General features: G+C 65.5%; 1 protein-coding gene. It reads left to right on the forward strand.

What is annotated here, in order from left to right; genetic code table 11:
- The first annotated feature begins 103 nt into the window (after positions 1 to 103).
- Complete coding sequence (locus tag D5084_RS09110; RefSeq protein ID WP_128515197.1) at positions 104 to 1,303, forward strand: IS256 family transposase; 1,200 nt, start codon at positions 104 to 106, stop codon at positions 1,301 to 1,303.
- Positions 1,304 to 1,372: the final 69 nt, after the last annotated feature.

Genomic DNA, 1,372 nt, shown 5'->3' on the forward strand with positions numbered 1-1,372 from the left:
GATGCTGTCCCTGAGCTTGGTGTAGGTTCTGGCTGAGGTGGTCACCGGCGATGTTCCGGTAGGGTCTGGTTGCTGACACCAACTTGGACCGGAGATTCCACCGATGACCACCGACATGATGAACCTGCGCGACCTCGTGGAGAAGGCCCCCGACGCCGATCTGCTGCGCGAGATGATCGGCTTTGCCGCGGAGCGCCTGATGGAGCTGGAGGTCGGCGCCGTGACGGGCGCGGCCTATGGCGAGAAGGACCCAGCGCGGCGGGCACAGCGCAACGGTTATCGCGACCGGGACTGGGAGACCCGGGCGGGAACCGTCGAGCTGCGCATCCCGAAGCTTCGGAAGGGCAGCTACTTTCCGGGCTTCCTCGAGCCCCGGCGGATGGCCGAGAAGGCGCTGACCGCAGTGATCCAGGAGGCCTATGTTCAAGGCATCTCGACGCGATCGGTCGATGACCTGGTCAAGGCGATGGGCATGTCGGGGATCAGCAAGAGCCAGGTGTCGCGGCTCTGCGAGGAGATCGACGGCAAGGTGAAGGCGTTCCTGAACCGGCCGCTCGAAGGCGACTGGCCCTATCTCTGGATCGACGCCACCTACCTCAAGGTCCGGCGCGGCGGGCGGATCGTGTCTGTCGCCGTGATCATCGCCATCGGCGTGAACACCGACGGCAGGCGTGAGGTTCTGGGCCTGGAAATAGGTACGTCCGAGGCCGAGCCGATCTGGACCGAGTTCCTGCGCAAGCTGACCCGCCGGGGTCTGCGGGGCGTGAAGTTGGTGATCTCGGACGCCCACGAGGGCATCAAGGCGGCCGTTTCGAAGGTTCTCAGCGCCACCTGGCAGCGGTGCCGCGTCCATTTCCAACGCAACGCCCTTGCCCATGCCGGGAAGAGCGGGCGGCGCGTGGTCTCCGCCTTCATCGCCACCGCTTTTGCTCAGGACACTGCAGAGGCCGCCAGCACCCAGTGGCGCGCCGTGGCCGACCAGATCCGGCCCAAGGTGCCCAAACTCGCCACGCTGATGGATGACGCCGAACACGATGTGCTGGCCTACATGTCCTTCCCCAAGGAGCACCGGGCGAAACTGCACTCGACGAACCCCATCGAGCGCCTGAACGGCGAGATCAAGCGGCGCACCGATGTCGTCGGAATCTTCCCCAACGACGACGCCATCGTCCGCCTCGTCGGCGCGCTGCTCCTCGAACAGAACGACGAGTGGGCCGTCCAGCGCGCCCGCTACATGACGCTGGAAACTATTGCGCCGATGGGCGATGATCCCGTCATCAGCCTGCCCGCAGTGGCATCCTGATCAAGCAGGCCCGCGCCGAACATCACGGTGACGATCAGCGCCAGCTACACCACTCGACGGGACAGCATC

It is taken from the genome of Tabrizicola thermarum, from assembly GCF_003574395.1.
In the GTDB taxonomy this organism is placed as follows: domain Bacteria; phylum Pseudomonadota; class Alphaproteobacteria; order Rhodobacterales; family Rhodobacteraceae; genus Tabrizicola; species Tabrizicola thermarum.